The sequence below is a fragment of the Pseudomonas kuykendallii genome (genome assembly GCF_900106975.1).
Taxonomy (GTDB): domain Bacteria; phylum Pseudomonadota; class Gammaproteobacteria; order Pseudomonadales; family Pseudomonadaceae; genus Pseudomonas_O; species Pseudomonas_O kuykendallii.
Genome location: NZ_FNNU01000001.1, coordinates 1006106 through 1030045 on the forward strand (window position 1 = coordinate 1006106; position 23940 = coordinate 1030045).

22 protein-coding genes and 1 pseudogene are annotated in these 23940 nt (G+C 67.9%); 7 read left to right on the forward strand and 16 right to left on the reverse strand.

Annotation, left to right across the window (positions count from 1 at the left end; all coding sequences use genetic code 11):
* Positions 1 to 3: 3 nt before the first annotated feature.
* Together kdpA and kdpF are read right to left on the reverse strand one after the other, a co-directional pair.
* Entirely contained in the window at positions 4 to 1701 is a 1698-nt protein-coding gene (gene kdpA, locus BLV15_RS04550; RefSeq protein WP_090224990.1) for a potassium-transporting ATPase subunit KdpA, read from the reverse strand.
* 5 nt (positions 1702 to 1706) lie between these two features.
* Entirely contained in the window at positions 1707 to 1796 is a 90-nt protein-coding gene (gene kdpF / locus BLV15_RS04555) for a K(+)-transporting ATPase subunit F (RefSeq protein WP_090224992.1), read from the reverse strand.
* A 208-nt stretch (positions 1797 to 2004) separates the two neighbouring features.
* On the opposite strand from kdpF, the gene BLV15_RS04560 reads away from it, so the two are divergent.
* From BLV15_RS04560 to BLV15_RS04575, 4 genes are all read left to right on the forward strand, one after another.
* A complete protein-coding gene (locus tag BLV15_RS04560) occupies positions 2005 to 2532 on the forward strand; it encodes an SMI1/KNR4 family protein (RefSeq protein WP_175534281.1) in 528 nt (175 codons plus the stop codon).
* Positions 2533 to 2550: 18 nt separating this feature from the next.
* Entirely contained in the window at positions 2551 to 4200 is a 1650-nt protein-coding gene (locus BLV15_RS04565) for a hypothetical protein (RefSeq protein ID WP_090224995.1), read from the forward strand.
* A gap of 47 nt (positions 4201 to 4247) precedes the next feature.
* Positions 4248 to 5378, forward strand: coding sequence for a coiled-coil domain-containing protein (locus tag BLV15_RS04570; RefSeq protein WP_090224997.1), 1131 nt, complete (start codon positions 4248 to 4250; stop codon positions 5376 to 5378).
* 90 nt (positions 5379 to 5468) lie between these two features.
* Positions 5469 to 6068: a sugar O-acetyltransferase gene (locus BLV15_RS04575; RefSeq protein WP_090225000.1), complete on the forward strand. Its 600-nt coding sequence runs from the start codon at positions 5469 to 5471 to the stop codon at positions 6066 to 6068.
* Between the two features lie 149 nt (positions 6069 to 6217).
* Here BLV15_RS04575 and BLV15_RS04580 read toward each other — a convergent pair whose 3' ends face one another.
* Genes BLV15_RS04580 through BLV15_RS04595 form a run of 4 tightly spaced genes read right to left on the reverse strand, consistent with a single transcriptional unit; the run spans position 6218 to position 9021 of the window.
* Positions 6218 to 6925: a type 1 glutamine amidotransferase gene (locus BLV15_RS04580; protein WP_090225002.1), complete on the reverse strand. Its 708-nt coding sequence runs from the start codon at positions 6923 to 6925 to the stop codon at positions 6218 to 6220.
* Positions 6925 to 8094, reverse strand: a complete 1170-nt coding sequence (locus tag BLV15_RS04585) for an aspartate aminotransferase family protein (protein WP_090225004.1) — start codon at positions 8092 to 8094, stop codon at positions 6925 to 6927. The genes BLV15_RS04580 and BLV15_RS04585 overlap by 1 nt, the downstream gene beginning before the upstream one ends.
* Positions 8087 to 8326 carry a hypothetical protein gene (locus tag BLV15_RS04590; protein WP_090225005.1) on the reverse strand — a complete coding sequence of 80 codons (240 nt, stop codon included), beginning with the start codon at positions 8324 to 8326 and terminating at the stop codon, positions 8087 to 8089. Before BLV15_RS04590 ends, BLV15_RS04585 begins: the two co-directional genes overlap by 8 nt.
* Positions 8323 to 9021, reverse strand: a complete 699-nt coding sequence (locus tag BLV15_RS04595; RefSeq protein ID WP_090225007.1) for an MOSC domain-containing protein — start codon at positions 9019 to 9021, stop codon at positions 8323 to 8325. Before BLV15_RS04595 ends, BLV15_RS04590 begins: the two co-directional genes overlap by 4 nt.
* A 101-nt stretch (positions 9022 to 9122) precedes the next feature.
* On the opposite strand from BLV15_RS04595, the gene BLV15_RS04600 reads away from it, so the two are divergent.
* Positions 9123 to 10022: a LysR family transcriptional regulator gene (locus tag BLV15_RS04600; RefSeq protein WP_090225009.1), complete on the forward strand. Its 900-nt coding sequence runs from the start codon at positions 9123 to 9125 to the stop codon at positions 10020 to 10022.
* 2 nt (positions 10023 to 10024) lie between these two features.
* Here the strand turns inward: BLV15_RS04600 and BLV15_RS04605 are convergent, their stop codons facing one another.
* From BLV15_RS04605 to bioB, 10 genes are all read right to left on the reverse strand, one after another.
* Positions 10025 to 10918: a DMT family transporter gene (locus tag BLV15_RS04605; protein WP_090225011.1), complete on the reverse strand. Its 894-nt coding sequence runs from the start codon at positions 10916 to 10918 to the stop codon at positions 10025 to 10027.
* Positions 10919 to 11290: 372 nt separating this feature from the next.
* Complete coding sequence (locus BLV15_RS04610) at positions 11291 to 13069, reverse strand: acyl-CoA dehydrogenase C-terminal domain-containing protein (protein WP_090225013.1); 1779 nt, start codon at positions 13067 to 13069, stop codon at positions 11291 to 11293.
* A gap of 134 nt (positions 13070 to 13203) precedes the next feature.
* Positions 13204 to 14499: a GGDEF domain-containing protein gene (locus BLV15_RS04615; protein ID WP_245728130.1), complete on the reverse strand. Its 1296-nt coding sequence runs from the start codon at positions 14497 to 14499 to the stop codon at positions 13204 to 13206.
* Positions 14500 to 14675: 176 nt separating this feature from the next.
* A complete protein-coding gene (locus BLV15_RS04620; RefSeq protein WP_090225014.1) occupies positions 14676 to 16481 on the reverse strand; it encodes a phenylacyl-CoA dehydrogenase in 1806 nt (601 codons plus the stop codon).
* A gap of 309 nt (positions 16482 to 16790) precedes the next feature.
* On the reverse strand, positions 16791 to 17060 hold the full coding sequence (locus BLV15_RS04625; RefSeq protein ID WP_090225016.1) for a hypothetical protein: 270 nt from the start codon (positions 17058 to 17060) through the stop codon (positions 16791 to 16793).
* Between the two features lie 90 nt (positions 17061 to 17150).
* Positions 17151 to 17834, reverse strand: a complete 684-nt coding sequence (gene bioD, locus BLV15_RS04630) for a dethiobiotin synthase (RefSeq protein WP_090225017.1) — start codon at positions 17832 to 17834, stop codon at positions 17151 to 17153.
* 37 nt (positions 17835 to 17871) lie between these two features.
* Positions 17872 to 18669: a malonyl-ACP O-methyltransferase BioC gene (gene bioC, locus BLV15_RS04635; protein ID WP_090225018.1), complete on the reverse strand. Its 798-nt coding sequence runs from the start codon at positions 18667 to 18669 to the stop codon at positions 17872 to 17874.
* Positions 18662 to 19384 carry an alpha/beta fold hydrolase gene (locus BLV15_RS04640; protein ID WP_090225020.1) on the reverse strand — a complete coding sequence of 241 codons (723 nt, stop codon included), beginning with the start codon at positions 19382 to 19384 and terminating at the stop codon, positions 18662 to 18664. The genes bioC and BLV15_RS04640 overlap by 8 nt, the downstream gene beginning before the upstream one ends.
* Positions 19377 to 20558 (reverse strand): 8-amino-7-oxononanoate synthase, encoded by a 1182-nt coding sequence (bioF, locus tag BLV15_RS04645; RefSeq protein ID WP_090225022.1) that lies wholly within the window; start codon positions 20556 to 20558, stop codon positions 19377 to 19379. The genes BLV15_RS04640 and bioF overlap by 8 nt, the downstream gene beginning before the upstream one ends.
* Before the next feature lie 100 nt (positions 20559 to 20658).
* Positions 20659 to 21717, reverse strand: a complete 1059-nt coding sequence (gene bioB, locus BLV15_RS04650) for a biotin synthase BioB (RefSeq protein ID WP_090225023.1) — start codon at positions 21715 to 21717, stop codon at positions 20659 to 20661.
* A gap of 75 nt (positions 21718 to 21792) precedes the next feature.
* Here bioB and BLV15_RS04655 point away from each other — a divergent pair, with 75 nt between their 5' ends.
* Both BLV15_RS04655 and BLV15_RS04660 read left to right on the forward strand, forming a co-directional pair.
* A complete protein-coding gene (locus BLV15_RS04655) occupies positions 21793 to 22530 on the forward strand; it encodes a ComFC family protein (protein ID WP_175534282.1) in 738 nt (245 codons plus the stop codon).
* A gap of 57 nt (positions 22531 to 22587) precedes the next feature.
* Positions 22588 to 23931 (forward strand): annotated as a pseudogene (locus BLV15_RS04660) (PhoX family protein); the annotation flags it as partial.
* Positions 23932 to 23940: the final 9 nt, after the last annotated feature.

Genomic DNA, 23940 nt, shown 5'->3' on the forward strand with positions numbered 1-23940 from the left:
TCCTTATTGGCCCAGCAGGCTGAGGTGTTCGGCGAGCGGGCCGAGGGCCAGCGCCGGGAGGAAGGTCAGGCCGCCGACCAGCAGGATGGTCAGGGTCAGCAGGGTGACGAACAGCGGGCCGTGGGTCGGGAAGCTGTCGCTGCCCAGTGGTGCGCGCTTCTTCTGCGCCAGGCTGCCGGCGATCGCCAGGACCGGCAGGAGGTAGCCGAAGCGCCCGAGAAGCATGGCCAGGCCGAGCATCAGGTTGTGGTAGATGGTGTTGGCGCCGAAGCCGGCGAAGGCCGAGCCGTTGTTGGCGCTGGCGGAGGTGTAGGCGTAGAGGATCTGGCTGAAACCGTGCGGGCCGGGGTTGCTCACCGACGCCAGCGGGCCGGGCAGGCTGGCGGCGAGTGCGCCGAACACCAGCGCACCGACCGGCATCACCAGCAGGGTCGCCACCAGCAAACGGACTTCGCGGGCCTCCAGCTTCTTGCCGAGGTATTCCGGGGTGCGGCCGATCATCAGCCCGGCGAGGAACACGGCGATCAGGACGAACAGCAGCATGCCGTAGAGGCCGGCACCGACACCGCCGAAGATCACCTCGCCGAGCATCATGTTGAACAGCGGCATCAGCGAGCCGAGCGCGCTGAAGCTGTCGTGCATGGCATTCACCGAGCCGTTCGAGGCGGCCGTGGTGGTCACCGCCCAGAGGCTCGAGGCGGTGATGCCGAAGCGGCTTTCCTTGCCTTCCAGCGAGCAGGCCTGCTCGATCGGCAGGCCCGCCAGCAGCGGGTTCGGCTGGTACTCGGCGTATAGCGTCAGGCCCAGGCCGATGACGAAGACGATCAGCATGCTCGCCAGCAGCGCGCGGCTCTGGCGCAGGTCCCTGACGTAGTGGCCGAAGGTGAACAGCAGCGCCGCCGGGATCAGTAGGATCGAGACCACCTCGAACAGGTTGCTCCAGGCCGTCGGATTCTCGAATGGGTGCGCCGAGTTGACGCCGAAGAAGCCGCCGCCGTTGGTGCCCAGCTGCTTGATGGCGATCTGGCTGGCCGCCGGGCCGAGGGGAATGCCTTGCGGCTGGCCTTGCAGGGTCAGCGCGTCGACGTAGGGCTGGAAGGTCTGCGGCACGCCCTGCCAGACCAGCAGCAGCGCCAGCAGCAGGCACAACGGCAGCATGCCGTAGAGCGTGGCGCGGGTCAGGTCGACCCAGAAGTTGCCGATCTCCCGTGTCGAACGCCGGGCGATGCCGCGGCAGAACACCGTCAGCACGGCCAGGCCCACCGCCGGGCTGACGAAGTTCTGCACGCCGAGACCGAGCATCTGGCTGAAGTAGCTGAGCGTCGACTCGCCGCTGTAGGCCTGCCAGTTGGTGTTGCTGACGAAGCTGATCGCGGTGTTCAGCGCCAGGCTCCACTCGAGGCCGGCCAGCTTCTGCGGATTGAGCGGCAGCACGCCCTGAAGCAGCAGGATGGCGAACAGCAGCAGAAGGCTCGCCAGGCTGAAGACCAGCAGTGACGCCGCGTAGGCCTTCCAGTCCTGGGCCGCTCCTGGCTCGAGCCCGCAGAGCCGGTAGCAGCCGCGTTCCAGCGGGCCGAGCAGCGGGCTGAGCAGGGTGCGCTCGCCCTCCATCGCCCGGTACAGGTAGCGACCGAGCCAGGGCGCCGGTGCCAGCACCAGGACGAAGAAGGCGATGAGTTGCCAGTAGTCGGAGGTCTGCATGGCGCCTAGCTCCGCTCGGCGCGCAGCAGCGCTACCACCAGGTAGATGAACAGCCCCGTGGCCAGGGCCAGGGACACGCCGTCGAGAATGCTCATGGGTTTCGCTCCTTGTCGGCGGACCGTCCGCCTGGCGCCATTCTCGGCAGTGGCGGCGTAAAGGAACGAGATGAGCGGGCCGGGCGCGGCGTAAAGAATTCATAAAGAAGCGCGGGCCCGAGCGGTTGGCGAACGGATCGAGTTCCCGTAGAGTCGCCGGAAAGCTGGCGCCTGAATAATGACTCTCATCGGATCACGAGCGGCAAACATGTCGGAAGCGATGGATACGCGGGTTCTCTGGAAACGCCTCGAAGCCTGGCTGGCGGGCCATGATCCCGCGCGCCTGGCCGACCTCAATCCGCCGGCTTCCGAGTCCGCCGTGCGCGAACTGGAGCGCGTGCTGGGCGTGGCCCTGCCTGCCGGCTTCAGCGACTGCCTGAAGGTCCACGACGGCCAGCGCGGCCAGGCCGGCGCGTTGTTCGACGGCAACCAGTTCCTGCCGATCCGCCACATCGCGATGAGCTGGTCGTCCTGGACCGAGTTGCTCGACGACGGCGATTTCGACGGCCGCGTCGCCCGCCCGGACGCCGGCATCCGCGAAGGCTGGTGGCAACGCGGCTGGGTGCCGTTCGCCTCCAACGGCGGCGGCGACTACCTGTGCCTGGACATGGTGCCGGCCGCGCAGGGCCGCGTCGGGCAGGTCATCGAGGTGCTCCATGACGTGCCGCAGCGCGTGCTGGTGGCGCCTTCGTTCGCCGCCTGGCTCGGCGACTTCATTCACCGCAAGACCGTCTGACCAAGGCAGGGAAACGCCATGCAACCCACCACCATGACCCGCGAGCAACGCCTGCAGAAGCTCTTCGATGACTGCCAGCAGCACGTGCTGTCGCAGGTGATCGGGCCTTTCGGGCTGTCCACCGCGATGTTCAAGGACGTCGACCGCAACGGCGGCAACGTCACCACGCTGCACAACTTCTCGCGTGAAGACGACGACTATGTGGCGACCGACTCGGACAAGGCGCTGCACGGCCAGTCGCGTAAGGAATACGACAGGTCGGTGCGCGCCGAATACGAGGTCGACACCCAGGCCAAGGCGGATACCGCCGGCGGCAAGACCTGGGATGACAAGCGCAGCGAGCGGATCGAGCGCGGTCAGGACGAATACACCGGCGAGGCGGTTCACGCCGACGGCACGGTGGACCTGAAGAACGGCGGCCAGGCGCGCGCCGAGCTGGACCACGTGGTGTCGATCTCCGAGGTGCACAACGACCCGAAGATGCACCTGGCGCTGGGCCAGGTGAGCGAGGACGGCAGTGTCGACGTCAGCCGCATCCGCGAGATGGTCAACGCCGACGACAACCTGGCCCTGACCAACCAGCCGCTGAACGGCTCCAAGGGCGACGAGGACCTCGCCGAATGGGCGGCCACAGAACGCAAGGACGGCCAGACCAACGCCGAGAAATTCGGCGCCGACCAGGAGAAGGTCGACGAGAAACACAAGACCGCGCGCAAGCACGTCGACCGCACCGCCAACCACGCGCTGCTGAAGAAGCAGGCCACCGAACTGCTCGTTACCGGTGGCAAGCAGGCCGCGCTGATGGGCGCGCGCCAGGCGCTGGGCGTGCTGCTGACCGAACTGGTCAACGGCCTGTTCAACGAGGTCAAGCTGCTCATCCAGCAGGGCGTCGAGGTGGGCAAGAGCCTGCTGGAGGAGATCGGCCAGCGCCTGCTGCGCATCGCCGAGCAGGTGGTGAAGAAGGTCCCCGCCGCGCTCTCGCAGATGATCGAAGGCGGCGTCAGCGGTTTCGTCAGCAACCTGCTGACCTTCCTGCTGAACAACTTCCTGTCCACCGCCAAGCGCTTCGTCACGGTGATCCGCGAGGGCCTGCTCGGCCTGTTCAAGGCGGCGAAGATGATGCTCTTCCCGCCCGCGCACATGACCCGCGAGCAGGCGATGCAGGAAGGCCTCAAGCTGCTTGGCACCCTGGTCATCAGTTCGGTGGGCATCCTGCTCGGCGAGACGGTCGCGGTGTTCATGGCCAGCGTGCCCTTCCTCAAGCCGTTCGCCGACCTGCTCACGCCGGTGCTGATCGGCACCCTCAGCGGCCTGCTCTCAGCCTTCCTCGCCTACCAGATCGACTGCTGGTTCGACCGCCATGCGCGCAAGGAGAAGCTGCTCGACGAACTGATCGCCAACGCCGGCCGCCACGAGGCCGTCGCCGGCGAGCTGGTGAGCCTGTCCGAGGCCGCGCTGGGCAATGTCGCGCTCTATACGCAATCCATCGAACTGAACCGCCAGACCGGCGCGGCCCTGGGCGCCGCCGGGTTGGCCTCGGCCGCCACGCTGGCCAGTCTGGAGCAGGCGCTGGAGAGCACCCGTGGGCAGGTCGAAAGGAGCTGGCGGATGATCGGCCGCATCGACGAGAGCCAGGCCGACATCGACGACTTCCTCAAGACCCTCTGAGCCCCACTCTCTTTCCGCACTCAATGCCGTAGCAGGAACGCTAGACCATGCCCAACCAGACCCGCACCTCGACGAAAGGCTCCCAGGAATTGCAGATCGTCCAGGCGTTCTCCAGCCTCGAGGTGCCCGAGCGGATCATCCGCGAGAGCAACATCAAGGAGCTGCTCAAGGGTCTGAGCGCCGATCAGGAAAAGGTCCTGTCCGAGGCCGACCGCCTGAACAGGCTGCGCGGGGAAAAGAAGGACGGGAATTTCGTCGGCAACTGGTTCCACGGCCGCAGCGACAAGATTCAGGAAGCCCAGCTCGACCTCAACGCCTCGATCGGCCAGTTGACGCAGAAATCCTCGCAACTGCTGGTGGTCAACACGGCCATCTCCAAGGTGCTCAGCGATCAGCAGAAACTCCTCCTGCAGCAGCAGAACCTGCTGAAGCAGCAGGCCGACGAGCTGGTGGCGCAGAACCAGCGGATTCTCGACCAGCAGGTTCAACTGGGTGAGCAGCAGCAAGCGATCAACGCCGCCAACCAGGGGTTGCTGGAGGCCAAGGGGCTGACCCAGGAGCAGGCGCAGCAACTGGTGGGCTGCGTGAAGCAGGTGAGGGAGGCCGAGCAGCGCATCGATGCCGCCAATCGGGCGCTGCGCGACGAGGTGACCCGCGACCTGGGCGTCGCCAGCGCGCAGTGCGTCAGCCAGCTGGGCGTCGGCTTCGCCAACCTCGAACAACGGCAGACGGAAAACGCGCGACAGCTGAGCGATGCCTTGCAGGCGCAGGCCGAGCGCAACGAGGACGAGTTCGCCCGCTTCGCCGAAGACGGCCAGCGCCTGCGCAAGGATATCGACCGCCACCTGCAGGAGCAGGACAGGACGCTCGCCAGCCAGGCCGCCGAGGCGACGCGCGTGCAGGCGGCGCTGGAGCAGCGTCAGCAGGCGCACGCCCAGGGGCTGCAGGAACAGCTCGGCGCCCATGAAGCGGCGGCCCTGCAACAGGCCGCGGCATTGCGCGAGTCCTTCGACCAGTCGCTGCAGGCGCTCGATCTGGACCTTTCGCAGCGGCTGCTTGCCCTGCAGGCTGGCCATGACCGGCGTTTCGGCCAGCAACGCCTTGCGTTGGCAGGGGCCAGCGTACTGGCGCTCGCCGCGCTGGGCTGGCAGGTGGCGGTGCATTTCGCGCTGATCTGAGGTCCGCCGAGCATTTTCATCGGAGCGCTGCGCATCCTCGCTCTGGCAGGAGTCGAAGGGAGCATCGACGACAGGCAGCGAGGCGGACCGATGAACAGCAATCGCGAGAAAATGCTCGCTGGCGAGCTTTACCAACCCTGGGACCCTGAGCTGGTGGCCGCACGCGCCGCGGCGCGGGTGTTGATGCACGCGTTCAACGCCAGCGCGGAAAACTCCGCCGAGCGCCACGAGCTGCTCGGCAGGATCCTCGGCTCCGCGCAGGGCGAGCCCTACATCGAATCGACCTTCCGCTTCGACTACGGCTTCAACATCCATGTCGGGCGGAGCTTCTACGCCAATTTCGACCTGCTGATCCTCGACGCCGCGCCGGTGCGCATCGGCGACGACTGCCTGATCGGACCGGGTGTGCATATCTACACCAGCACCCATCCGCTGGACATGGGCGAGCGCGTCTCCACCCTTGAAAGCGCGCGGCCGGTGACCATCGGCAACGGCGTCTGGATCGGCGGGCGCGCGGTGATCAACCCCGGCGTCAGCATCGGCGACGGCGCCATCATCGCCTCGGGCGCGGTGGTGACCCGCGATGTGCCGGCGTTCACGCTGGTCGGCGGCAACCCGGCGCGGCTGATCCGCCAGCTCGAGACGCACCCTGCGGCGGAACCCCGGAATGGACCCGTCCCTCGCCCGTAGGGTGCGCCATGCGCACCAACCGCACTGCATGCCCCACTGGTGCACGCGGCGCGCCCTACGGCAGCCGGACCCCTGAAAAAGAAAACCCCGCACCCAGGCTGGCCGGTGCGGGGTGACGCGAAATCCGCGGAACGAGGTTCGTGTGGGCGCTAGCGCATCGCGGCATGCGGCCCGGAAAGGTAGTCGAGCAGGCGGAACAGGCTGATCTTCAACGTGCTGCACAGGCTCAGGCCCTGGCGGATGGCCGCGGCATCCTGCACCGCGCCGCGGCCCTGAAGGTCTTCGGCGCAGGCGCCGAGCAGCGCCTCGATGCTGTCCGGCGTGCTCTCCAGGTGGTATTGCAGGGCGATCACGCGCTCCTTCCAGATGAACCCCTGGCATTCGCACGCCGCCGAGCCGTACAGGGGAATCGCCCCTGAAGGCAGCTCGAAGTTGCGTTCGTGCCAGTGCAGCGCCATCAGCCGCTGCGGCAGCATCCGGCCGAGCGGCGAACTCTGGGCCTGGGCGTATTTCTCCACCGGCCACCAGCCGACTTCGGCCTGGCCGACGTCGCGTACCCGCGCGCCGAGCGCGTCGGCGATCAGCTGACCACCGAAGCCGATGCCCAGCAGGCGCTTCTGCGTCTTCAGCGTTTCGCGGATCAGCCGTTTCTCGGCGCTCAGCCACGGATAATCGGCTTCGTCGTCGACATCCATCGGGCCACCGAGAACGATCAGCAGGTCGAAATCATCGATCTCGGGCAGTGCCGCGTTTTCGTACAGCGCATGCACGCGTGCCCAGAGGGCGCGCGATTCCAGCCATGGGCCGATGCGGCCGAGGCCTTCGAAGGACGCATGTTGCAGGATCGAGACGCGCATCAGGCCACCTCCGCCGTGGCGGTCTTCGCTCGCGCCAGGGCGGCGGCGAGTCGTTTGAGCATTTCTTCGACGTTGGCCGCGCTGACCGTCAGCGCCGGCGAGAAGCGCAGGCAGTGCGCATGCGGCGCGCTGATCAGCAGGCCTTCGGCCAGCGCCGCGCGGACCACCGCCGGGGCGTCCAGGCCGAGCAGCGGAAGGCCGATCAGCAGGCCGTGTCCGCGCAGCGGGCCGTGGCCGCTGCGCCGTGACAGCCGCGCCAGGCCCTCGCGCATGCGCTCGCCGACCTCGCGGATGTGTTCGAGGAAGCCCGGCTCCAGGGTCGCCTGCAGCACCGCGAGCCCGGCACTGGTCATCAGTGGGTTGCCATGCAGCGTTCCGCCCAGATCACCGGGCTCGAAACACCCGGCGTTGCCGCGCGCCAGCAAGGCGGCCAGCGGAACGCCGCCGCCGAGGCCCTTGCCGAGGGTGACGATATCGGCGCGCACGCCGTACAGCTCCTCGGCGAGCAGCGAGCCACAGCGGCCGATGCCGGTCTGCACTTCGTCGAGGATCAGCAGCAGGCCGCGCTCGCGGCACAGCCGCTCCGCGCCCTGCAGGTATTCCAGGGTCGCCGGGATCACGCCGGCATCGCCCTGCACCGGTTCCAGCAGGATCGCCACGCTATCGTCGTCCACCGCGGCCTGCAGCGCGGCGAGGTCGTTGAACGGCACCGAGCCGAAGCCGTTGCGCGCCTCGCCCTGTTCGGACAGCGCGCCGAAGGTCAGGCCGTGGCCGCTCTGGCTGGCGCTGATCACCTTGCGCGCGCCGCCGCGATGCAGGCGGCCCCATTTGCGCGCCAGTTGCACCGCGGCCTCGTTGGCCTCGGCGCCGCTGTTGAGGAAGTACGCCTGTTCGCTGCCGGTGGCCTGGCACAGCCGCGCGGCGAGCTTGAGCAGGCTGCGGCTGTAGAAGCTCGGGCCGGGGTTGAGCAGGTTCTCGGCCTGACGCTGCAGCGCTTCGACCAGCACGTTGGGGCTGTGGCCGAGGCTGTTGGCGGCACCGCCCTGGTGGAAGTCCAGGTAGGCGCGGCCGCCGCTGTCCCACAGCCAGGAACCCTGGCCGCGGACGAAAACCTGCTCCGGACGCTCGATCGTATGCATCAGGCGCAGGCGGGCCTGTATGTCACGCATGTTCGCTCCCGCCCTGGTGCAGGTACTCGACACGGATCTGCCGGCGACCGTGGTGGTTCAGGCCAAGCACGCGGCGCAGTTCGCGACCGCCCTCGACGACCAGCACGAAGCCCTGTTCCGGCGGAAAGCGCTCCGCCAGCAGGCGGCGTACCTGGCGGTACTGCGCGCTGCGAACGGTCAGCTCGGCCAACTGCATGTCGCCGTCGAGCAGGGTGATCCGATAGTCGCTCATGCGCGCAGCCCCTCCGGCGCCTGGCCATACAGGCGGGCGCTCCAGTCTTCGATGCGGCCGGTGGCCAGGCGCCGCGCGGCGGTGTCGCGCCAGCGCACGCTGAGGTCGTGGCAGGAGACCAACTGCTGCAGGCCGGCGCGCTCCAGCGGTGCCTGGTAGAAACTGCGGATCGCCTGGGCGACGGTCAGCCCCGGGTAGTTGCGCTGAACCAGCTGCAGGCCGTTTTCCGGGCTGACGAAGCCGGCCTTGAGCACGCGGTAGTACCAGCCGAAGCGGCCGCTCTCCTGCGCCCATTGCGGCATTTCGGCGATACCGCTGCGGTGGCTCAGGCGGTAGCACGGGGAGCGCGGCTGGCTGACCTGCAGCAGCGCGTCGCCCCAGCGGAACACGTCGCCGATGCACACGCGGTTTTCCAGCAGGCCGTAGGTGGACAGGTTTTCGCCGAAGTCCGGCGCCTTCCAGTCGATCTGCGGCAGCACGCGTTTCCAGTGGGCATAGTGCTCGGCGGGATAGTGGTGCAGGACGCGCTCGGGACCGCCGTGGAAGCGGATGTCGCCCTGTTCGTCGCTGCCCAGGCCTTGCGGCCACAACCAGAGCCGATGGTTGATCGGCTGCTTGTCGGTCGCGCTGACCAGCCCGACGCCGATCTCTTTTGCTTTGCCTATGAATAATCCGTTGACCTTGATGGCTTTCATCGCCGTTCTCCGCACCGAGCCCTCGCTCTGTGGGGCTAGATTAAGAGCGGCAGGGGGATGCGGATATTTCGATTTTTCAGATTCATTGATAAGCTCTGCTTATGGATTTTCGTCAACTTCGCTACTTCGTCGCCCTCTACGAGGAAGGCCATGTCGGTCGCGCCGCCGAGCGCCTGAGCCTTTCGCAGCCGGCGCTGTCCCAGCAGATCCGCGGGCTCGAGCAGGGTCTCGACGTCAGCCTGTTCCAGCGCAGCGGCAAACGACTGCTGCCGACCCTTGCCGCCCACACCCTGTACAACCATGCGGTCGCGCTTCTCGACGGCATGGAGCGCGCGCGCGAAGCGTTGCGCAGTTTCCGCGGCCAGGCGCCGCGCAGCCTCGCCATCGGCGTGCTGCAAACGGTCAACGCCAGCCTGGTGCCGATGCTGCTGGAGCGTCTGCGCGAGGCGCAGCCGCAGCTGGTGGTGCAGATCTACGAGTTGTCCGGTATCGACATCGAGCGGCGCCTGCTCACCGGCACCCTGGATGTCGGCATCGGCTTCCTGCCGCCGCGCCAGCCGGGGCTGCATTCGCTGCCGCTGTACGAGGACGAGCTGCAGCTGGTGATTCCGGCCGAGCACCCGCTGAAGGAATTCAAGAAGGTCTCCCTGACCCAGGCCGCGGAGCTGCCGATGCTGCTGTTGGGCGAGGAATTCCGCGTGCGACAGATCTGGCAGGAGCAACTGGCGGCGCTCGGTCGACGCCCTCGCGTGCAGGCCGAGCTGAACCAGATGGGCGGGATTCTCGACAGCCTGGCGCAATCCAACCTGGCCACCGTGCTGCCCGGTCGCGCGCGCCAGGTCAACGCCACCGACCGCCTGTTGTGGAAGCCGCTCAGCGAGCCGCGCGTGCTGCTGCAGGTCGGCCTGGTGTTCCGCGACGCGCAGCGCCAGCAGGCGACGCTGGAGCTGTTGCGCTCGCTGCTGGAAGGGATCAACCCGCCACGCGACGGGCTGAACTGAGGCTACTTCGCCTCGTCGCGCGGCGGACGCAGCACCAGCCACAAGGCCAGGGCGATCAGCACGCCGCCATACAGGTAGGCCCAGGACAGCTGTTCGTCGAGCAGCAGCACGCCCCAGAACACCCCGAACAGCGGAATCAGGAAGGTCACGGTCATCGACTTGACCGGGCCGATGTCGGCGATCAGGCGGAAATACAGGATGAAGGCGAACGCCGTGCAGACCACGCCCAGGCCCACCAGCGCCGCCCAGGTGAGTGGATCGCTCCAGTGCGCCTGCGACTGGCCGGGCAACGCCCAGAGCATCAGCGGCAACAGGCTGAGGGTGGCGCCGACCTGGCTGGCCAGGGCCAGCAGGCGGCTGTCCAGTCCGCCGCGCTCGCTCACCCAACGTCGCGTGAGGAAGCCGGATAGCCCGTAGCAGGAGGTCGCCACCAGGCAGGCCGCGGCGCCCCAGGCCAGATTGAGGTCGAACGCCACCGGCCCGGTGCGGCTGAGCACGGCGACACCGGCCAGGCCGAGCAGCACGCCGGCGCCCTTGCTCGCGGTGAGCGATTCACCGAAGAACAGCGCGCCGATGAGGACGCCCATCAAGGGCGTGGTGGCGTTGAAGATCGCCAGGTAACCGGCCGGCAGGTGCTGCGCGGCGACCGCGTACATGGCGAAGGGCAGCCCGGCGCTGATCACCCCGAGCAACAGTACGCGGCCGAGCAGGCCACGGAAGTCCCATCGGATGCGCAGCACGAGGACGATCAGCGCCAGGCCCAGGCAGGCCATCGATACGCGCCCGAAGGCCGTGGGTAGGGTGCCGATCTGCGGCACCAGCATCCGCACGAAGAGGAAGCTGGCCCCCCAGATGGCGGCGAGGCTGATCAGGCGAAGGTAATCGGCAGCGCGCATGGGTCGATTCCGCGGGAGTGGGTGCCGAGTGTTGCCATCCACGCGTCCTCTGGCAATCCGATTTCGGCTTTTGCGGCTTTTTCCGGGCAATAAAAAACCCCGCCGAAGCGGGGTTGATTGATTTCGACTTCCTTGATCCGCCGCCAATCCGTAGCGGGTTCCGACGTATCCGTGTTCGACCTTGGCGCTTCCTGCGCGACGTCCTTGGAGCAGGAGAATACGCAGGCGCCCTTTGGCTGGATAGAGGCGGAAAGCCATCACGCTTTGTAAGCTTTGGCTTACACGGAAGGCCATTTGCCATTAGCGCCTTTCTTTTTCTTCACCCATAAAAAAGCCCCACGCAGGCGGAGCTTTTCGGAGTACGGCGAGCGATCAGAACTGCGCGGCGTCCAGCAGGTACAGCGATTCGCTACCGGCCTTGACCGACGCCGTAAGCGAATGGATACGCGGCAACAGGCGGGCGAAATAGAAGCGCGCGGTGCCGAGCTTGCTGGCGTAGAACGCGTCCTCGGTTTCCCTACCCAGCGCGGCGCGTGCCATCAGCGCCCACATGTAGGCGTAGGCGGTGTAGCCGAACACGTGCAGGTATTCCACCGAAGCGGCGCCGATTTCGTTGGGGTTGCTTTGCGAACGGTCGAGCAGCCAGGCGCTGAGCTCGTCGAGGTTCTTCACCGCCGCGTCCAGCGGTACGGTGAATTCGGCGAGTTCGCTGCCGGCGGAGGCGGTGAACGCCTTGATCTCGTCGGAGAAGTGCTTGTAGAACGCGCCGCCGCTGCCGACGATCTTGCGCCCGACCAGGTCCAGCGCCTGGATGCCGTTGGTGCCTTCGTAGATCTGCGTGATGCGCACGTCGCGCACCAGTTGCTCCTGGCCCCATTCGCGGATGAAGCCGTGGCCGCCGAACACCTGCTGGCCGTGCACCGTGGTTTCCAGGCCGAGGTCGGTGAGGAACGCCTTGGCTACCGGAGTGAGCAGGGCGACCAGGTCCTCGGCGCGTTTGCGCTGGGCCGGGTCCTCGCTGAACTTGGCGGTGTCCAGTTGCATCGCGACGTAGGTGGAGAAGGCGCGGCCACCCTCGTTGCTGGCTTTCATGGTCAGCAGCATGCGCCGCACGTCGGGGTGCACGATGATCGGGTCGGCGGCCTTGGTCTTGTCCTGCGGACCGGTCGGCGCGCGGCTCTGGATACGCTCGCGGGCGTACTCGACGGCGCTCTGGTAGGAGCGTTCGCCCGACGCGAGACCCTGGATGCCGACGCCCAGGCGCTCGTAGTTCATCATGGTGAACATCGCCGCGAGGCCCTTGTTGACGTCGCCGACCAGCCAGCCGGTAGCGCCGTCGAAGTTCATCACGCAGGTGGCCGAGGCCTTGATACCCATCTTGTGTTCGATCGAGCCGCAGCTGACCGCGTTGCGCTCGCCCAGCGAGCCATCGGCGCCGACCATGAACTTCGGCACCAGGAACAGTGAGATACCCTTCGGCCCGGCCGGTGCGTCCGGCAGCTTGGCCAGCACCAGGTGGATGATGTTCTCGGTGAGGTCGTGTTCGCCGCCTGTGATGAAGATCTTGGTGCCGGAGACCTTGTAGCTGCCGTCGGCCTGCGGCTCGGCCTTGGTGCGGATGATGCCCAGGTCGGTGCCGGCGTGCGGCTCGGTCAGGCACATGGAACCGGCCCAGACGCCGGCGTACATGTTCGGCAGGTAGGCGTCCTTCAGCTCGTCGCTGGCGTGGGCGTTGATCGCCAGGCAGGCGCCGGCGGTGAGCATCGGGTACAGGCCGAACGACAGGTTGGCCGAGTTGACCATCTCCTCGACCTGCGCGCCGATCACCTTGGGCATGCCCATGCCGCCGTAGGCCGGGTTGCCGCCGACGCCGACCCAGCCGCCTTCGGCATAGGTGCGGTAGGCCTCGACGAAGCCGGCCGGGGTGCTGACCACGCCGTCCTTCCACTGGCAGCCTTCCTCGTCGCCGCTGCGATTCAGCGGCGCGATGCTGCGTGCGTTGACCTTGCCGGCCTCCTCGAGGATGGCTTCGGCGGTGTCGGCGTCCACGACTTCGGCCAGCGCCGGCATCTCGGCCCACAGACGGGCCACGTCGAAGACTTCGTTGAGGACGAAACGCATATCGCGCAGGGGCGCTTTGTAGTCAGCCATGGTGCATACCTCGAGATCGGGCCGGCCTCGGTGGCCGGTGCTTGATTCCACGAGTCTAACCGAACACCTTTTCAGAGACGTAGGTTCATGTTGTGACCGGGCGGACAGCTTTCGATCCTTGGATCACGCCGCTTTCAGGCGCCGCGCTGCGGCTTCAGGCGCACCGCGCCGCGGCGGTTCTGGCCCTGTACGAAGACCCGGTTGCGCCCGGCGCTCTTGGCGCTGTAGAGCGCCTGGTCGGCGGCTTTCAGCACCGCGTCGGCGCTGCGCAGCTCGTCGCTGCGCGCGGCTACGCCGAGGCTCATCGTCACCGACACGGCCTCGGCCTGGGTGTTGCTGCGCAGGTTGCGGCCTTGCAGATTGTCGGCCGGGCGCTGCTGTCGGTCGCGCAGTTGCAGGCTGTAGGACTCGATGGCCTGGCGCACCGCTTCCAGGTACGGCAGGCAGTCGTCGGCGTCCTTGCCGGTGAACAGCAGGGTGAATTCCTCGCCGCCGTAGCGGTAGGCCTTGCCACCGCCGCCCACCTTGCGCAGCTGCGCGGCGACCATGCGCAGCACCTGATCGCCGACGTCGTGGCCGTGGGTGTCGTTGAATTTCTTGAAGTGATCGACATCGCCCATGGCGATCACGTAGCTGCGGGGCAGGCGCTGCAGGCGCTCGTTCAGCGCACGTCGGCCGGGCAGCCCGGTGAGTTCGTCGCGATAGGCCATCTGGTACGCCTCGTGGGCCAGCGCGGCGGTCTGCGCGAGCATCACCAGGCTGCTCATCACCCCCAGCGCGTGCGGCAGGATGAACACCTTGGGCAGCATCCACAGCAACCCGGCCAGGCCGATCAGTTGCGCGGCGTGCGAGGGGCGCGGCTGACGCAGGTACTGGATGGCGAGCAGCAGCAGGGCGCCGGCGAACGCGAAGTAGGCGAGCTGCACCAGGCTCATCCACTGGCCATGCAGCAACGGCCAGTAGACCTGGGTGGTCACGCTCAGCAGGCCCTCGGGAAAGCGGCGGGCGAGGGCCACGACGACACCCAGGGTGGCCAGCAGCACCGCGGCGCGGGCGATCAAGTCCTGCAGCAGATGGGCGCGCTCCTGCCACCCGCCATACAACCCGTAGAGCAGCGGCAGCAGCAGGCTGCCGAGGTGGAACACCAGCGCGGCGTCGGCGCTGGCAGCGCCGGTGAGGCGGAAATGGTCGACCTCGTTGTCGAGAAAGAAATACATCAGGTAGACCACCAGCAGCAGGAACAGCTGGCGGACACGCCCGTAGACCAGGCAGAACGCGCCGCCGAGCAACAGCAGCAGGGTGGGCAGCACGTTGAACAGCGAGGTGAAGAACTCGGTCATCTGCGCCAGCGAGCCGGCCACCGCACCGCCGCCGACCAGCAGCAGCGGCACGAAGAAATGGCTCGGACGAAAGGAGACGAGATTCCGCACGCGGGATACCAGTCGATGGCGTTGGATCGATCAGGGGCACCTATAGTGGCATTTTCGCCTCCCCGGCGGGAGATCGCGATGCCACGGCCTTTCGTGGACCGACGAGGCGTCGGTCGGCAGCAACAAAAATGCCGCTCACCTCGCGGTGAGCGGCATCGTGAGGAACGTCCCTCGGCTTAGTAGCCCAGGGCGAAGTCCTCTTCGGCCATGTCCATCAGGTTGTCGGCGCCGGACAGCATGGTTTCCACATGGGTGCGGGTGCGCGGCAGGATGCGTGCGTAGTAGAAGCGCGCGGTCTGCAGCTTGGCCTTGTAGAAGGCCTCGTCGCCGGTGCCGGTCGCGAGCTTCTCGGCTGCCAGACGGGCCATGTCGGCCCAGAAGTAGGCCAGGCAGACGTAACCCGAATACATCAGGTAGTCCACCGATGCGGCACCGACTTCCTCGCGGTTCTTCATCGCGGCCATGCCGACCTTCATGGTCAGCTCGCCCCATTCCTTGTTCAGCTTGGCCAGCGGTGCGACGAATTCCTTCACCGCGTCATTGCCTTCGTTGGCCTGGCAGAACTTGTGGACGATCTTGGTGAAGCCTTTCAGCGCTTCGCCCTGGGTCATCAGCACCTTGCGGCCCAGCAGGTCGAGGGCCTGAATGCCGGTGGTGCCTTCGTACATCATCGAGATGCGGCAGTCGCGCAGGTTCTGCTCCATGCCCCACTCGGCGATGAAGCCGTGGCCGCCGTAGATCTGCATGCCGTGGGAAGCGGACTCGAAACCGACCTCGGTCATGAAGGCCTTGGCGATCGGCGTCAGGAACGCCAGCAGGCCGTCGGCCGCCTTGCGTGCTTCTTCGTCCTGGCTGTGCTGGGTGATGTCTACCTGCTTGGCGGTGAAGTACACCATCGCGCGGTTGCCCTCGGCGAAGGCCTTCATGGTCAGCAGCATGCGGCGCACGTCCGGGTGCACGATGATCGGGTCGGCCGCCTTGTCGGGTGCTTTCGGACCGGTCAGCGAACGCATCTGCAGACGCTCGCGGGCGTACTTGATGCCGCCCTGGAAACCGACTTCCGCATGCGCCAGGCCTTGCAGCGCGGTGCCTAGGCGGGCGGTGTTCATGAAGGTGAACATGCAGTTCAGGCCCTTGTTCGCCGGGCCGATCAGGAAGCCGGTGGCGCCGTCGAAGTTCATCACGCAGGTGGCGTTGCCGTGGATGCCCATCTTGTGTTCCAGCGAGCCGCAGGAAACGCCGTTGCGCTCGCCGACACCGCCTTCGGCGTTGGGCAGGAACTTCGGCACGATGAACAGCGAGATGCCTTTAGTGCCGGCCGGTGCATCGGGCAGGCGCGCCAGCACGATATGGACGATGTTCTCGGCCATGTCGTGTTCGCCGGCGGAGATGAAGATCTTCGTGCCGGACACCTTGTAGGAGCCGTCGGCCTGAGGTTCGGCCTTGGTGCGCAGCATGCCCAGGTCGGTGCCGCAATGCGGCTCGGTCAGGCACATGGTGCCGGTCCATTCGCCGGAGACCAGCTTGGTCAGGTAGGTCTGCTGCTGTTCGGCGGTGCCGTGGGCGGAGATGGTGTTCATCGCGCCATGCGACAGGCCGGGGTACATGCCCCACGACCAGTTGGCCGAGCCGACCATTTCGCTGACCGCCAGGCCGAGGGATTCCGGCAGGCCCTGGCCGCCGTGCTCGACGTCATGCGCCAGGCTCGGCCAGCCGCCTTCGACGAACTGCTTGTAGGCTTCCTTGAAGCCGGTTGGCGTCTTCACGCCTTCCGGGCTCCAGGTGCAACCTTCCTGGTCGCCGACGCGGTTCAGCGGAGCGATGACTTGCTCGCAGAACTTCGCGCCTTCTTCGAGGATGGCGTTGACCATGTCCGGAGTGGCGTCTTCGCAGCCGGGCAGGCTCTGGTAATGCGCTTCGTAGCCGAGCAGTTCGTCGCGTACGAAACGGATATCGCGCAAGGGGGCCTTGTAGTCAGGCATAACGGTAAACCTCTGCGGTGGGTTCGTAATGTAAGAGCCACTCACGGGCTCTCTGGGGCGACCGGTGCGCCGGTCTTGGCATCGAATCGCCGGCGGCCGACAGGGCCGCCAGGCATCAAACAGGCGTTTGAAACATACGTTCGCGTTCTGGGCTTGTCAACCCTGGGCCAAAGACGCGGGGACACCATTCGGCGCTTTGGACAGTGACTTTAGTCTAGGTGTTACCCGGCAAACGCGCAGGCGTGCGCCCGAGCGAGGGTGCTCGAAGGAAACCCGGAAGGTCTGTTGCCAGCGGGCGCTGGCGAGGGATCAGGCGCGGATGTCGATCAGGGTGCCGAGCGCGTCGTCGGCGGTTTTGACGACTTTTGCGTTGACCTGCACGTCCTGCTTGCCGGCCTGCAGATCGACCAGGCTGCGCGCCAGGTCGTCGTTCTCACGCACCTGCGACGAGGTTTCCTCGATGCCGTCGCCGCGCGCAGCCGACTGGCTGGCGATCTCGCCGGCGGCGCGGTCGACGCGCTGCTGGCCGGCCTGGATGCCGCTGAAACCGCTGCTGAAGGCACTTCCTGAAATTTGCATGGCGAAGGCTCGGGGAAAACGTTTGAGCGGTTATTGAAACAGAGTCGTCGCAGCTATCGTACTGGCAATGGGCTATGTAAACCGCCGTGCTTAGAACCCGAGCGCTGCCAGGTCTAGATGCGCGGCGACGCTTGCGGCATCGGCGCGATCCAGGCGCGGCACGCGGCCGAGGCAGGGTGCCGGCAGGCGCTCATTCAGCGTGGCGAGGTTTTCCTCCAGGCGCGAGGTCTGCGCGTCGACCAGATTGGCGATCCAGCCGGCCAATCGCAGGCCGTCGCGCTGGATGGCTTCGGCGCTGAGCAGCGCGTGGTTGATGCAGCCCAGACGCACGCCCACCACGAGAATCACCGGCAGGCCGAGAACGATCGGCAGGTCGGACAGGCTGGCCGTGCCGGCCAGGGGAACGCGCCATCCGCCGGCACCTTCGACCAGGGTGAAGTCGGCTTGGCGGGCGAGGATCGGCCGTACCGCATCGACCAGCGCCGGCACGTCCAGCCGCACGCCGGCCTCTCGGGCGGCGAGATGCGGCGCGATCGGCGGCGCGAAGGCCAGCGGGTTCACTTCCTCGTAGCGCAGCGCGAGGCTGCATTCGGCGAGCAGGGCGAGGGCGTCGTCATTGCGCAGGCCGGCGTCGGTCAACTGGCAGCCGGAGGCGACCGGCTTGGCCGCCGCCGTCGAGAGGCCGGCGCGGCGGGCGGCGTGGAGCAGGCCGGCGGCGATGGTGGTCTTGCCGATTTCGGTGTCGGTGCCGGTGACGAAGTAGGCGTGGTTCATGCGTTGGTTTTCACTCGATGGCGGGGCGCAGGTTCGTTCAAGCCTTGCGCAAGATACCGTAGACCACCTGGTAGGTCGCCGGCAGGCCGAGCGGCTGGCGCTGGCGCTCGTAGGCCTCGACCAGCGCCCGCACCCGCGCGCGACCGGTCAGCCCGCCAGGGCGGCCGGGGTTGAGGTTGTGCGCGCCGAGCGCCTTGAGTTCATGGGTCAGCTGGCGCAGGTCGGGGAAATGCAGGACCTCGGCGCATCGCTCCAGGCCGACCAGGCGCAGGCCGCTGTCGGCGCACAATTGCTGGTAATCCTCGAAGCGGCGGAAGGCGTTGACGTGGACCAGGCCGTCGACCGCCTGCCAGCTGTCTCGCAGTTCCTGCAGGGTGCCGACGCAGAGGCTGGAGAACGCCAGGTAGCCGCCTGGGCGTAGTACCCGCCGGGCCCCGTCGAGCACGCCGGCGAAGTCGCCGCACCATTGCAGCGCCAGGCTGCTGAACAGCAGGTCGACGCTGGCGTCGCGCAGCGGCAGGTGTTCGGCGTCGCCGGCGACGAAGTGGGCCGCGCCGCCCAGCGGCCGGGCGTGACGGAGCATGCCCTCGGCGATGTCCAGCGCCAGCCCTTCGGTGCGTGGGAAGCGGGCCGCCAGCACGCGGGAGAAATGCCCGGTGCCGCAGCCCAGGTCGAGCCAGCGCGCGGGCGCCAGGTCAGCCGGCAGGCGCGCGAGCAGGGCGTCGCCCACCGTGCGCTGCAGGCCGGCGACGCCGTCGTAGCTGGCCGCGGCGCGGGAGAACGAGGCGGCGACACTTCGCTTGTCGGGGCGCGTCGAGGCGGCGGGCTCAGTCATCTACGGCGTCGCCGATGAAGCCCAGCAGCGCCCGCGCGACCTGGTCCGGGCATTCCAGCGGCAGGCCGTGGCTGGCGTCGAACAGTTCCACTTCCAGGTCCGGCAGCCAGGCCAGCAGGGCGTCGGCGGCGGCCACCGGCACCAGTGCGTCGTGGCGGGCGAACAGGTGCAACTGCGGGCCGGAATAGACGCGCAGGGCGGCACGTCCGTCCAGCTCGGCGAGCAGGCTGAGGCCGGCATCCAGCGCCTCGATGGGCGTGCGGGGCTGGGTCACCTGGAGTTGTCGGGCCAGCGTGCGCGGGTCGAAGGCGCCGCGGCTGGCGAGCAGGCTGAAGCGCTTCAGGGTCTGCTCGGCGTCCAGGCCGAACGCCTGGCGGAAGGTGGCGAAAATCTCCGCGGGCATCGCCGTGGGCCAGTCCTCGCGGTTGGCGAAGCAGGCGTTGCTGGCGAAGGTGATCAGCCCCGGACACGCCTCGCCGCGGCGGGCGGCGAGCTGGGTGGCGAGCATGCCGCCGAGCGACCAGCCGGCCAGCCAGGCTTCGGCCGGCAGGCGTGCGTCGAGCTCGTCGAGCCAGGCGCCGGGCGCGGCGTTCTCGGGCAGCTCGGCGATCTCCACGCGCAAGTTGGGCGCGCGTTGTTCGAGGGCTTCCTGCAGCGGTTGCAGCGCGGCGGCGCCGAAGCTCCAGCCGGGCAGCAGGATCAGGCGGTCACGCATCGGCGCCGGTCTCCGTATTCAGTTGGTGCCAGGCGTTGGCGAGGGCGTCGAGCAGACGGTCGACCTGCGCCTCGCTGTGGGCGGCGCTGAGGGTCACGCGCAGCCGCGCGCTGCCGGCGGGCACCGTCGGCGGACGGATCGCGCCGACCAGCAGGCCGCGCTCGCGCAGCAGGCTGGACAGGCGCAGGGCGCGCGCGCTGTCGCCGATCAGGATCGGCTGGATCGGCGTCGGGCTGTCCATCAGCTGCAGGCCGATGCGCGCGGCGCCGTCGCGAAATTGCGCGATCAGCCGTTCCAGGTGCTCGCGCCGCCAGCGCTCGCCGCGCAGCAGTTCGAGGCTCTTCAGCGTCGCGCAGGCCACGGCCGGTGGCTGGCTGGTGGTGTAGATGTAGGGGCGGGCGAACTGGATCAGCGTTTCGATCAGTTCCTCGCTGCCGGCGACGAACGCGCCGGCGGTGCCGAACGCCTTGCCGAGGGTGCCGACCAGTACCTGCACGTCATCGCTGCCCAGGCCGAAATGCTCGACGATGCCACCGCCGCCGGCGCCCAGCGGGCCGAAGCCGTGGGCGTCGTCGACCATCACCCAGGCGCCCTTGCTGCGGGCGGTGGCGCAGAGCGCCGGCAGGTCGGCGAGGTCGCCGTCCATGCTGAACACGCCGTCGGTGACCACCAGGGTGTTGCCGCTGGCCTTCTCCAGGCGCTTGCCCAGGCTCTCGGCGTCGTTGTGCAGGTAGCGCGAGAAGCGCGCGCCGCTGAGCAGGCCGGCGTCGAGCAGGGAGGCGTGGTTGATGCGGTCTTCCAGCACCGTGTCGCCCTGGCCGACCAGCGCGGTGACGGCGGCCAGGTTGGCCATGTAGCCGGTGGAAAACAGCAGCGCGCGCGGGCGGCCGGTGAATTCGGCGAGGGCCCGCTCCAGTTCGTGGTGCGGGCCGCTGTGGCCGATCACCAGGTGGGAGGCGCCGCCGCCGACGCCCCAGCGCGCGGCGCCGTCCTGCAGCGCGCGAATCACTTCGGGGTGATTGGCCAGGCCGAGGTAGTCGTTGGAGCAGAACGCCAGCAGCTCGCGGCCATCGACCTGCGCCAGCGGGCCTTGCGGGCTCTCCAGCAAGGGCCGTTGGCGATAGAGATGGGCGGCGCGGCGCTCGGCGAGGCGTGCGGAGAGATCGAAGGTCATGGTGATCCGGTTGCGGGAGCGGGGGACAGGGTCAGGCCGCGGTGCGGGATTGCCCTGTCCCCGACCCTCTCCCATGAAGGGGAGAGGGGGCCAATGGCATTCAGGCCGAGACGGCGTTGTAGAACAGCTTGGAGTCGCGCTGTTCGACCAGGGCCTGCTCGATGGCGGCCTGGTGAACTTCGTCGGCGTGTTCCTGGCGCTCTTCAGGCTTGATGCCGAGGCGGGCGAACAGCTGCATGTCCTTGCCGGCCTGCGGGTTGGCGGTGGTCAGCAGCTTCTCGCCGTAGAAGATCGAGTTGGCCCCGGCGAAGAACGCCAGCGCCTGCATCTGGTCGTTCATCTGCTCGCGGCCGGCGGACAGGCGCACGTGGGATTTCGGCATCATGATCCGCGCCACCGCCAGGGTGCGGATGAAGTCGAACGGGTCGACGTCCTTCTCTTCCGCCAGCGGCGTGCCCTTGACCTTGACCAGCATGTTGATCGGCACCGATTCCGGCTGCTCGGGCAGGTTGGCCAGCTGGATCAGCAGGCCGGCGCGGTCGTCCACCGACTCGCCCATGCCGAGGATGCCGCCGGAGCAGATCTTCATCCCCGCCTCGCGCACGTGGGCGAGGGTTTCGAGGCGCTCGGCGTAGGTGCGCGTGGTGATGATGTTGCCGTAGAACTCCGGCGAGGTGTCCAGGTTGTGGTTGTAGTAGTCGAGGCCGGCCTCGGCCAGCGCGACGGTCTGCTCGCGGCTCAGCTTGCCGAGCGTCATGCAGGTTTCCATGCCGAGCGCCTTCACCCCTTCGACCATCTTCAGCACGTAGGGCATGTCCTTGGCCGACGGATGCTTCCAGGCGGCGCCCATGCAGAAGCGCGTCGAGCCAATCGCCTTGGCCTCGGCCGCGGCGTCGAGCACCTTCTGCACTTCCATCAGCTTTTCCTTGTCCAGCCCGGTGTTGTAGTGGCCGGACTGCGGGCAGTACTTGCAGTCCTCCGGGCAGGCGCCGGTCTTGATCGAGAGCAGCGTCGAAACCTGCACGCGGTTGGCGTCGAAATGCGCGCGGTGCACGGTTTGCGCCTGGAACAGCAGGTCGTTGAACGGCAGCTCGAAGAGCGCACGGACTTCGGCGAGGGACCAGTCGTTACGCGGAGCGAAGGGAAAAGTGGCGCTCATGGGTGTTCCTTATCGGGGGCTGGCGCCTGCTACAGTCAGGCGCGACACGGATGTCACGCATATTAGGGAAGCTGGATGCGCTGTCAACCAAGGGCCTTGCGGCGGGTTTACAAGTGGTTAAATAGTGGTCAGTCATGCTTGCTCTGCGATGAGCCGGCCGAGCGCGACGGACTGCCCCTGTGCAATGCCTGCGAGCTCGAGTTGCCCTGGCTGCAGGGGCATTGCGCAGTCTGCGCGTTGCCGTTGCCCACCGAAGGGCTGGTCTGCGGCGCCTGCCTCAAGCGACCGCCGGCGTTCAGCCGGGTCGAAGCGCCCTGGCGCTACGCCTTTCCGGTCGACAGCTTGATCACCCGCTTCAAGCATCAGTCACGCTGGCCCATGGGACGTCTGCTCGGCGGCCTGCTGTCACACCATCTGCAACAATCCTTCGCCGAGGGCCTGCCGCGGCCGGACGCCCTGCTGCCGGTGCCGCTGGCCACGCGGCGGCTGCGCGAGCGCGGCTTCAATCAGGCGGCGATGCTCGCCCACTGGCTGGGCCGCGACCTCGGGCTGCCGGTCGAGGAGGGCGCGCTGCTGCGGGTGCTCGATACGCCGGCGCAGCAGGGGCTGACCGCCGTCGAGCGGCGGCGCAACCTGCGTCGGGCCTTCGCGCTGTCGGCCGATGCCGAGGTGGAGGGCCGCCACCTGGCGCTGGTGGACGACGTGCTGACCACCGGCAGCACCGCCGATGCGCTGGCGCGGCTGCTGATCAAGGCCGGCGCGGGTCGCGTCGACGTCTACTGCCTGGCGCGCACGCCCCGCCCCGGCGACTGAAACAGGACTGTCATCCGCGCGAATTAAGGTCGGCCGCATCCCCGTGAAGGAGCCGACCATAACCGGCGCATCCACGGCAACACGCCGATCCGTTTAAGCGGTCCGGCGGCCGGCCATGAATGGCTGCGCACCGCCGCCGATCCGAGCGGGCGCGAGGTGCTCGGCACCTTCCAGAACTGCGCCTCGGGCAGGACGCCCTGGGGCACCTACCTGACCTGCGAGGAGAACTTCACCGACTGCTTCGGCAGCAGCGACCCGGCCTACAGGGCGGAAGGCGCGCTGAAGCGCTACGGCGTGCTGGCCGACAGCAAGGACGTGCACTGGCATCCCTACGAATCACGCTTCGATGTGAGCCAGACGCCCAACGAGTACAACCGCCACGGCTGGGTGGTGGAGATCGACCCCTTCGATCCGCGCTCGCAGCCGGTCAAACGCACCGCGCTGGGCCGCTTCAAGCATGAGAACGCGGCGCTGACCCAGGCCGCCGACGGCCGCGTGGTGGTCTACATGGGCGACGACGAGCGCGGCGAGTTCATCTACAAGTTCGTCAGCTTCGCCCGTTTCGACCCGACGCAGCCCAACCCCGACCTGCTCGACCACGGCACCCTGTACGTCGCGCGCTTCGATGACGGCGACGGCGACCCGCAGCATCCCAAGGGTCGCGGCCAGTGGCTGGAGCTGGTGCACGGACGCGGCGGGCTGGATGCCGCCGCCGGCTTCCCCGGCCAGGCGGAAATCCTCATTCACACCCGGCTGGCGGCCAGCGTGGTCGGCGCCACGCGGATGGACCGCCCGGAGTGGATCGTCGTCAGCCCCGAGGACGGCCAGGTCTACTGCACCTTGACCAACAACGTGAAACGCGGCGGCGACGGTCAGCCGGTGGGCGGGCCGAACCCTCGGGCGAACAACGTCTACGGACAGATCCTGCGCTGGCGCGAGCACGGCGACGATGCCGCGGCGTCGAGCTTCGAGTGGGACCTGTTCGCGGTCGCCGGCAACCCGGCCGCGCATCCCGGCACCGCCAAGGGCGGCTCGCCGAACATCACCGCGCAGAACATGTTCAACAGCCCGGACGGCCTGGCCTTCGACGGCGGTGGCCGGTTGTGGATCCAGACCGACGGCGACACCAGCAACCGCGGCGACTTCGCCGGCATGGGCAACAACCAGATGCTCTGCGCCGACCCCCGCAGCGGCGAGATCCGTCGCTTCATGACCGGCCCGGTGGGCTGCGAGGTGACCGGCGTGGCCTTCGCCCCGGACTACCGCACGCTGTTCATCGGCATCCAGCATCCCGGCGAGAGCGGTGGCTCGACCTTCCCGTCCGGGCAGCCCGGCGCCAAGCCGCGCTCCTCGGTGCTGGCGATCCGCCGCGACGACGGCGGGGTGATCGGCGGCGCCTGAGCGGCCTGC

Bases quoted from the DNA above. Each gene is read 5' to 3' on its own strand.
- kdpA (WP_090224990.1), bottom strand. From the start codon at position 1,701: ATGCAGACCTCCGACTACTGGCAACTCATCGCCTTCTTCGTCCTGGTG.
- kdpF (WP_090224992.1), bottom strand. From the start codon at position 1,796: ATGAGCATTCTCGACGGCGTGTCCCTGGCCCTGGCCACGGGGCTGTTC.
- BLV15_RS04560 (WP_175534281.1), top strand. From the start codon at position 2,005: ATGTCGGAAGCGATGGATACGCGGGTTCTCTGGAAACGCCTCGAAGCC.
- BLV15_RS04565 (WP_090224995.1), top strand. From the start codon at position 2,551: ATGCAACCCACCACCATGACCCGCGAGCAACGCCTGCAGAAGCTCTTC.
- BLV15_RS04570 (WP_090224997.1), top strand. From the start codon at position 4,248: ATGCCCAACCAGACCCGCACCTCGACGAAAGGCTCCCAGGAATTGCAG.
- BLV15_RS04575 (WP_090225000.1), top strand. From the start codon at position 5,469: ATGAACAGCAATCGCGAGAAAATGCTCGCTGGCGAGCTTTACCAACCC.
- BLV15_RS04580 (WP_090225002.1), bottom strand. From the start codon at position 6,925: ATGCGCGTCTCGATCCTGCAACATGCGTCCTTCGAAGGCCTCGGCCGC.
- BLV15_RS04585 (WP_090225004.1), bottom strand. From the start codon at position 8,094: ATGCGTGACATACAGGCCCGCCTGCGCCTGATGCATACGATCGAGCGT.
- BLV15_RS04590 (WP_090225005.1), bottom strand. From the start codon at position 8,326: ATGAGCGACTATCGGATCACCCTGCTCGACGGCGACATGCAGTTGGCC.
- BLV15_RS04595 (WP_090225007.1), bottom strand. From the start codon at position 9,021: ATGAAAGCCATCAAGGTCAACGGATTATTCATAGGCAAAGCAAAAGAG.
- BLV15_RS04600 (WP_090225009.1), top strand. From the start codon at position 9,123: ATGGATTTTCGTCAACTTCGCTACTTCGTCGCCCTCTACGAGGAAGGC.
- BLV15_RS04605 (WP_090225011.1), bottom strand. From the start codon at position 10,918: ATGCGCGCTGCCGATTACCTTCGCCTGATCAGCCTCGCCGCCATCTGG.
- BLV15_RS04610 (WP_090225013.1), bottom strand. From the start codon at position 13,069: ATGGCTGACTACAAAGCGCCCCTGCGCGATATGCGTTTCGTCCTCAAC.
- BLV15_RS04620 (WP_090225014.1), bottom strand. From the start codon at position 16,481: ATGCCTGACTACAAGGCCCCCTTGCGCGATATCCGTTTCGTACGCGAC.
- BLV15_RS04625 (WP_090225016.1), bottom strand. From the start codon at position 17,060: ATGCAAATTTCAGGAAGTGCCTTCAGCAGCGGTTTCAGCGGCATCCAG.
- bioD (WP_090225017.1), bottom strand. From the start codon at position 17,834: ATGAACCACGCCTACTTCGTCACCGGCACCGACACCGAAATCGGCAAG.
- bioC (WP_090225018.1), bottom strand. From the start codon at position 18,669: ATGACTGAGCCCGCCGCCTCGACGCGCCCCGACAAGCGAAGTGTCGCC.
- BLV15_RS04640 (WP_090225020.1), bottom strand. From the start codon at position 19,384: ATGCGTGACCGCCTGATCCTGCTGCCCGGCTGGAGCTTCGGCGCCGCC.
- bioF (WP_090225022.1), bottom strand. From the start codon at position 20,558: ATGACCTTCGATCTCTCCGCACGCCTCGCCGAGCGCCGCGCCGCCCAT.
- bioB (WP_090225023.1), bottom strand. From the start codon at position 21,717: ATGAGCGCCACTTTTCCCTTCGCTCCGCGTAACGACTGGTCCCTCGCC.
- BLV15_RS04655 (WP_175534282.1), top strand. From the start codon at position 21,793: ATGCGCTGTCAACCAAGGGCCTTGCGGCGGGTTTACAAGTGGTTAAAT.